This window comes from uncultured Sphingorhabdus sp. (assembly GCF_937872355.1).
Classification (GTDB): Bacteria; Pseudomonadota; Alphaproteobacteria; order Sphingomonadales; family Sphingomonadaceae; genus Sphingorhabdus_B.
Window position 1 is genome coordinate 1 of the sequence record NZ_CALMSV010000244.1, and the last position, 5,809, is coordinate 5,809.

Below are 5,809 nucleotides of genomic sequence, written 5' to 3' on the forward strand. Positions count from 1 at the left end.
GCGCCGAATTGCGCAGGAAAGCGATGTCGCCGCCAGCGCAGAAACCGCGACCCTCGGCATGGTCGACGATGATGCATTTGACTGCGTCGTCATTCTTCCACTTGAGCAACGCCGCTGTCATCGCGTGCACCATCGGCAGCGTCAAGCGTGGATCGCGCCCGGGCGATTGAGGCTGATAAACCCCGCATGCCCCTCGATTCGAGTCAGGATATCGTCTGTCATCGCCGCCCCTATGCCGATGCCTGTCGCCTGAGTCGATAGCTAGGCTTCAGGGTTTGGCTGTCAGTTGAAATCCAAGCGCCTGAATTTGGGGTGTTGATGTCGGCGCGAGCAGCACATTGCCCTCGACCACCCCGTTCGCGCAGGTCCAGCTAAATCGGCCCGAAAGCTTGCCAGTTGCGATCAAAGGCGGGCTGGCATCGCATGCCCCGCTTTTGGCGGCAATCTCGGAAAGATATTGCCGCCAGTTGGTAGCGCTGCGGTCCATCGCGAAGTTCATTGCCAGATACTGGCCCTCGCCTTCGACCCCGCCCGACTGCCAGATGCGGCGTGCGGCGGCATAGCCCGTCTCGAGCGCAGGTGAAGATGCAATGGCGCGCGGTGCAATGTAGCCCGATTTGAAAAGTGCCGTCGCCGCATCCCAGACTGGCGCGGTCGGCCCGGCATAGGTGCGATTGGTCAGAGCAAAGACGCCGACGCCTGCTTCGGGAAGCAACAGCATATGGCTGCCATAGCCGGGGAAGCCGCCGCCATGGAAAAGGACATTGCCGAGGACGCAATCATTCGCCTGCACCAGTCCCGCGCCATAAATCGCGGACAGGCGGCAATTGTCACCTTCCTTACCAGGACGACGACGGGCATGGAGCATGCCACCGCCATATTGCATCGCGCGGATCGTTTTGGCGCTTTGCGCCTCGCCGTCTTTTGCAGGCCAAGCCGAGAGCAGATAGCCGATCCATTTGGCGTAATCCTGACCAGTTGTAACCAGCCCGCCCATCGCGCCAAATGCGCCATGCGGCATCACCGGTTCGCGCGACCAGGCATCATTCTCCCAGCGATAGCCCATGGCAAGCTTACCGGTCGGTACTTCGCGCACTTCATATCGGGTGGATATCATGCCGAGCGGTTTCAGAACCGTTGCATCTACACGTTTGGAATAATCCTGCTTCGACACATTGCTGACGATGCGGCCCAAGGTCGCATAACCGAAGTTCGAATATTCATAACGCGTGCCGGGCGAAGTCGAAAAAGGCACGCCTGCTTTCAGCATCTTGCTGAACTCCGCCTCTGGCAGCGGCTGTTGCCGGTCACCCCAAGGATCGTCGGTGACGAATCCGGCTGTATGGTGGAGCAGGTCGCCGACGGTGATGTTCTTCGCCCAGCCCTTCATTTCTGGCACATATTTGCTTGCCGGATCATCGAGGCGCAACTTGCCCTCGTCGCGCAGCTTCAGGATTGAATAGCCGGTAAACGCCTTAGTCATCGACGCGATGCGGAATGCTGTGTCGGGGGTGACAGGAACATTGTCCTCAATGGTCTGGACGCCCATCGCCTTCACATGGACAAGCTTGCCATCCTTCACGATGCCCCAGACAAGCCCCGGCACATGGGCCTCGGCCATCCATTTGGCGAAGTCGGCGTCGAGTGCTTGAAAGTCTGCGGTCTGCGCGGAAGCGGCAGGGGAGCTTTCCGCGACGGCAGGGAGGCTGAGCGCAGTGAGCGCCATCGCGGCGACATGTTTGGCAAATCTTTTCATGCGGCGCACGCTAACGCCCCAGCGCTGCGGGTCAAGCGCAGTGCTTTGCGGTTGCCGGTTTGCGAGGCACGTCATAGGTGACGGGAAAAGGAGTTTGCCTATGTCTTCCGATACCTCCCGCCGTGCCTTCATCCGCGCCTTTGGCGGTCCTGATGCGATTGAGCTTGAGGATGTCGTTCTGCCTCGGCCCGGGCCCGGCGAAGTACGGATGCGCCACACGGCCATCGGCCTCAACTTCATCGACACTTATCACCGCAGCGGTCTCTACCCGATCGAATTACCCAGCGGTTTGGGGGTGGAAGCGGCTGGTGTGGTTGAGGCTGTGGGCGAAGGGGTCATAGGCTTCGTGGTAGGGGACCGTGTCTGCACTTTCGGCCCTGAACGCGGCGCCTATGCCAGTGCCCGTAACATCGCCGCCTCGGCATTGTTGAAGACGCCGGGCAATGTTTCCGATGAACTGGCCGCTGCGGCCTTGCTCAAAGGATGTACTGTCGAATTCCTTGTCGAACGATGTGCCTTCGTAAAACCCGGCGAGCATATACTGGTACATGCGGCGGCAGGCGGGGTGGGCCTGCTGTTGGTGCAATGGCTGAAGGCGATCGGCGCGCATGTTATCGGTACTGTCAGCACAGAGGAAAAGGCCAGGCTGGCCCGTGATGCTGGGGCTGACCATGTCATCGTCTACGGCAAAGAAGACGTTGCGCCGCAGGTGCGTGAACTGACGGGCGGGCAGGGTGTGCGCGTCTCTTTTGATGGGGTGGGAAAGGACACATGGGCGGCCTCGCTCGATTCGGTTGGGCGGCGAGGCCTGATTGTCAGCTACGGCAATGCGAGCGGACCGGTCACGGGCGTTGCTCTAGGGCAGCTCGCCGCGAAAGGCTCTCTGTTCGTGACGCGCCCGGTTCTGTTCGACTATTATCGGAACCCCGCCGAGCGCGAGGCTGGCAGCGCGCGCATGTTCGAGATGCTCGCCAGCGGGGCGCTCACCGTTTCGATAGGGCAGCGCTATCCGCTAGATGACATTGTTCAAGCGCACATCGATCTGGAGGCGCGCAAAACTATAGGCTCGACGATATTATTGCCCTGACGGTCAGGCCGTAGCCGGGGCCAAAGTCTCCCGAAGTTCGCGCCGCAGGAATTTACCGCTGGCGTTGCGCGGCAGCGGCTCGTCGACGAAAAAGACGAAGCGCGGCAGTTTGTGCTTTGCAACATGTTTCGCCATTTCTTCGCGCAGGGCGTCGGCGTCGAGTGTTTCGCCCTCCTTCAGGAAAATGGCGGCGGCGACTTCCTCACCGAGTCGGTCGTCGGGAACACCAAATACGCTGCACTCGGCGACTGCGGGGTGGCGATAGATGGCGGCTTCGACCTCGACGCAATAGACATTCTCGCCGCCGCGCAGCACCATGTCTTTCTTGCGGTCGACTATGTAGATGAAGCCGTCTTCGTCCATCCGCGCAATGTCGCCGGTGTGCAGCCAGCCATCAGTGATCGATTCGGCGGTCGCATCGGGGCGGTTGATATAGCCCTTGATCACAGCGGCACCGCGCACCCACAATTCGCCTGTTTCGCCGAGCGGCACTTCATTGCCATCATCGTCGACGCATTTCGCTTCATAGACCGGCATGGCCGGGCCTGCGCTGTCTGGACGATCGACATAAAAATCGCCGCCGAGAGAGGTGATGATCCCGCACGTCTCGGTCATGCCATATCCCGTGGTCGGTCGCGCGGTTTCAACCGCTTCATCGATTTTGAGCACCTGATCGGGCGGCACTTGCGCCCCGCCGCCGGAAAGGGCGAGCAGGCTCGAGGTGTCAGTATTGGGGAAATCAGGATGGTTGATCAGTTCACGCGCCATGATTGGTACGCCGCTCATCCCTGTCACGCGTTCGCGCTCGATGATCTTCAGCGCATCGCCCGCATCCCAACGGTACATCAGCACCATCGCACCGCCGGCAGCGGTAACACCATAAGCCGCGCAGTTATTTGCGGTGACGTGGAAGAGCGGGGTCGTCACCAAAGTCACCGGGACGGGCGGAGTCGCCGGAGGTGCCACACCGGTCGCCCGTTCGACCGCGAGCGCGGATGAGGCGGCGGCGTAGAGCATGTTGAACAGGTTCGCGACACAGCCCCGGTGCGTCAGCTGCGCCCCTTTGGGGAAGCCAGTGGTACCTGAGGTATAGAAAATGCAGGCATCCGATTCTGGGTCGACCGTCACTGCGGGCATCTCGCCACCATGTGCGATGACTTCTGACCAGGGCGTGATATCCGGTTCCGTCTTATCGAGCCGCACGCCGACCAGTTTCACGCTTCCGGCGAGTTCCGGCTTTTCGCGAAAGCGCGTCAGTCGTTCGGCATCCAGGAACAGGATTTTGGGTTCAGAATCCTTGAGCGCAAAGGCCATTTCCTCGGTCGTCCACCAGGCGTTCATACCGACCGCAGTGACGCCGCTTGCGACGCAGGCCCAATAGATCAGCATCCATTCGGGATAGTTGCGCATCGCGATCGCCACGCGATCACCCGGCTGCACACCCTGTTCGGCCATCCACGCGGCGATGGCATTCACCTGCGCATGGGCTTCGGCATAGGTGATCCGCTCATCCTGATAGATAAGATAGGGGCGTTCGGCGAATACCACCGTCGACAACCACAGCTCGCGGACGCTGGGCGGGGCATTTTTATAGGTGCGGATGCGGTTGCCTAGGATATCGGCTTCGACGATTTCAAACGGACCACCGGGGCCTGTCAACTCATCGCGCACCTGGCGCAGCTCGGAATAATACATGCCTCTCCTCACATTCTTCTCGAGAGAAAGGCATAAAGGCGAACGCGGCGAGCGCAAGCCCCGATTTAATCGGGTGATTAATCAGAAGTCGACGGCAATGCCTTTTAGTTCCCAATCGCCATAGCGCACAGGGTCAGGACGCTCCTCGTCGGGCAGCGGCTTGTGCTCCACCGCCTTGGGTTCGGGCACAGGCGGACTTTTCGAAAGATAGGCTGGCGGTTTCACATGCGGCGGGCGCTTGCCCATGGTGAGGCTCCTAAGGACATTCTTGAAAGCAGAACAACGTCCCCCCACATTGGCCCTGATACGGAGGATATCAAGATGAATATGCTCAAGACCACGATGTTGCTGGCGGCGCTGACAGCGCTTTTCATGGCGCTCGGCTATACGCTTGGCGGCTCGGGCGGGGCGATTATTTCGCTGCTGGTCGCGGCGGGGATGAACCTGTTCACCTATTGGAATGCCGACAAAATCGTCCTCAAGATGCATAATGCGCGTGAGGTTGATGCGCAGAGCGAACCCAATTTCTACGGGCTGGTCGCGAATCTTGCGCGCCGCGCCAACATGCCGATGCCGCGCGTCTATATCGTCGATAACCCCAATCCCAATGCCTTTGCCACCGGGCGCAATCCGGAAAATGCCGCGGTGGCTGCGACCACAGGTCTGCTGTCGATGCTCAGTCGCGACGAGGTAGAAGGCGTGATGGCGCATGAACTGGCGCATGTGAAAAACCGTGACACGCTGATCATGACGATGGTCGCGACGATTGCGGGTGCGCTGTCTATGCTCGCCAATTTCGGGCTGTTCTTCCGCGATAGCGAGCGAAATGGTTTAGCGACCTTGCTCGCTGTGCTGATTGCTCCCTTCGCTGCAATGATCGTGCAATTGGCGATCAGCCGCACCCGCGAATATGGGGCTGACCGCACCGGCGCCGAGATATCGGGTAGGCCACTCGCCCTTGCCGCGGCGCTTGCCAAAATATCGGGTGCGGCACAGGCGATCCCCAACCCGGTCAGCGAGCGCAACCCTTCAGCAGCCCAGCTCTACATCGTGCCGACGCATATCTCGGAAATGTTTTCGACCCATCCGGCAACCGAAAACCGGATTGCCGAGTTGGAAGCATTGGCCGAGCAGATGGGTTCGGGCCCGCGCCGTAGCGCGCTCGATCCTTTAAGCCGTGGCTGATCACAAGCGGATTGTAGTCGACCGGCCACGCGCCTAAGGCCCGGCGATGAACACCCGCCCCACTACCGCCACCGGGCTTGCCGCAC

5 protein-coding genes and 1 pseudogene are annotated in these 5,809 nt (G+C 60.4%); 2 read left to right on the forward strand and 4 right to left on the reverse strand.

Translation table 11 applies throughout. The annotated features are described in order from the left end of the window. Both Q0239_RS15750 and Q0239_RS15755 read right to left on the reverse strand, forming a co-directional pair. Positions 1–222 (reverse strand): annotated as a pseudogene (locus Q0239_RS15750) (enoyl-CoA hydratase/isomerase family protein); the annotation flags it as partial. A gap of 46 nt (positions 223–268) precedes the next feature. After that, complete coding sequence (locus Q0239_RS15755) at positions 269–1,756, reverse strand: serine hydrolase (RefSeq protein WP_298604636.1); 1,488 nt, start codon at positions 1,754–1,756, stop codon at positions 269–271. Positions 1,757–1,856: 100 nt separating this feature from the next. On the opposite strand from Q0239_RS15755, the gene Q0239_RS15760 reads away from it, so the two are divergent. Further along, positions 1,857–2,843 carry a quinone oxidoreductase gene (locus tag Q0239_RS15760; protein ID WP_298604638.1) on the forward strand — a complete coding sequence of 329 codons (987 nt, stop codon included), beginning with the start codon at positions 1,857–1,859 and terminating at the stop codon, positions 2,841–2,843. Positions 2,844–2,846: 3 nt separating this feature from the next. Here the strand turns inward: Q0239_RS15760 and Q0239_RS15765 are convergent, their stop codons facing one another. Then, on the reverse strand, positions 2,847–4,538 hold the full coding sequence (locus tag Q0239_RS15765; protein ID WP_298604640.1) for a class I adenylate-forming enzyme family protein: 1,692 nt from the start codon (positions 4,536–4,538) through the stop codon (positions 2,847–2,849). Between the two features lie 81 nt (positions 4,539–4,619). After that, a complete protein-coding gene (locus Q0239_RS15770; protein ID WP_298604642.1) occupies positions 4,620–4,784 on the reverse strand; it encodes a DUF1674 domain-containing protein in 165 nt (54 codons plus the stop codon). Between the two features lie 75 nt (positions 4,785–4,859). On the opposite strand from Q0239_RS15770, the gene htpX reads away from it, so the two are divergent. Next, positions 4,860–5,723, forward strand: a complete 864-nt coding sequence (gene htpX, locus Q0239_RS15775; protein ID WP_298604644.1) for a zinc metalloprotease HtpX — start codon at positions 4,860–4,862, stop codon at positions 5,721–5,723. Positions 5,724–5,809: the final 86 nt, after the last annotated feature.

Coding starts and splice junctions, on each gene's coding strand:
- Q0239_RS15755 (WP_298604636.1), bottom strand. CDS start 1,756: ATGAAAAGATTTGCCAAACATGTCGCCGCGATGGCGCTCACTGCGCTC.
- Q0239_RS15760 (WP_298604638.1), top strand. CDS start 1,857: ATGTCTTCCGATACCTCCCGCCGTGCCTTCATCCGCGCCTTTGGCGGT.
- Q0239_RS15765 (WP_298604640.1), bottom strand. CDS start 4,538: ATGTATTATTCCGAGCTGCGCCAGGTGCGCGATGAGTTGACAGGCCCC.
- Q0239_RS15770 (WP_298604642.1), bottom strand. CDS start 4,784: ATGGGCAAGCGCCCGCCGCATGTGAAACCGCCAGCCTATCTTTCGAAA.
- htpX (WP_298604644.1), top strand. CDS start 4,860: ATGAATATGCTCAAGACCACGATGTTGCTGGCGGCGCTGACAGCGCTT.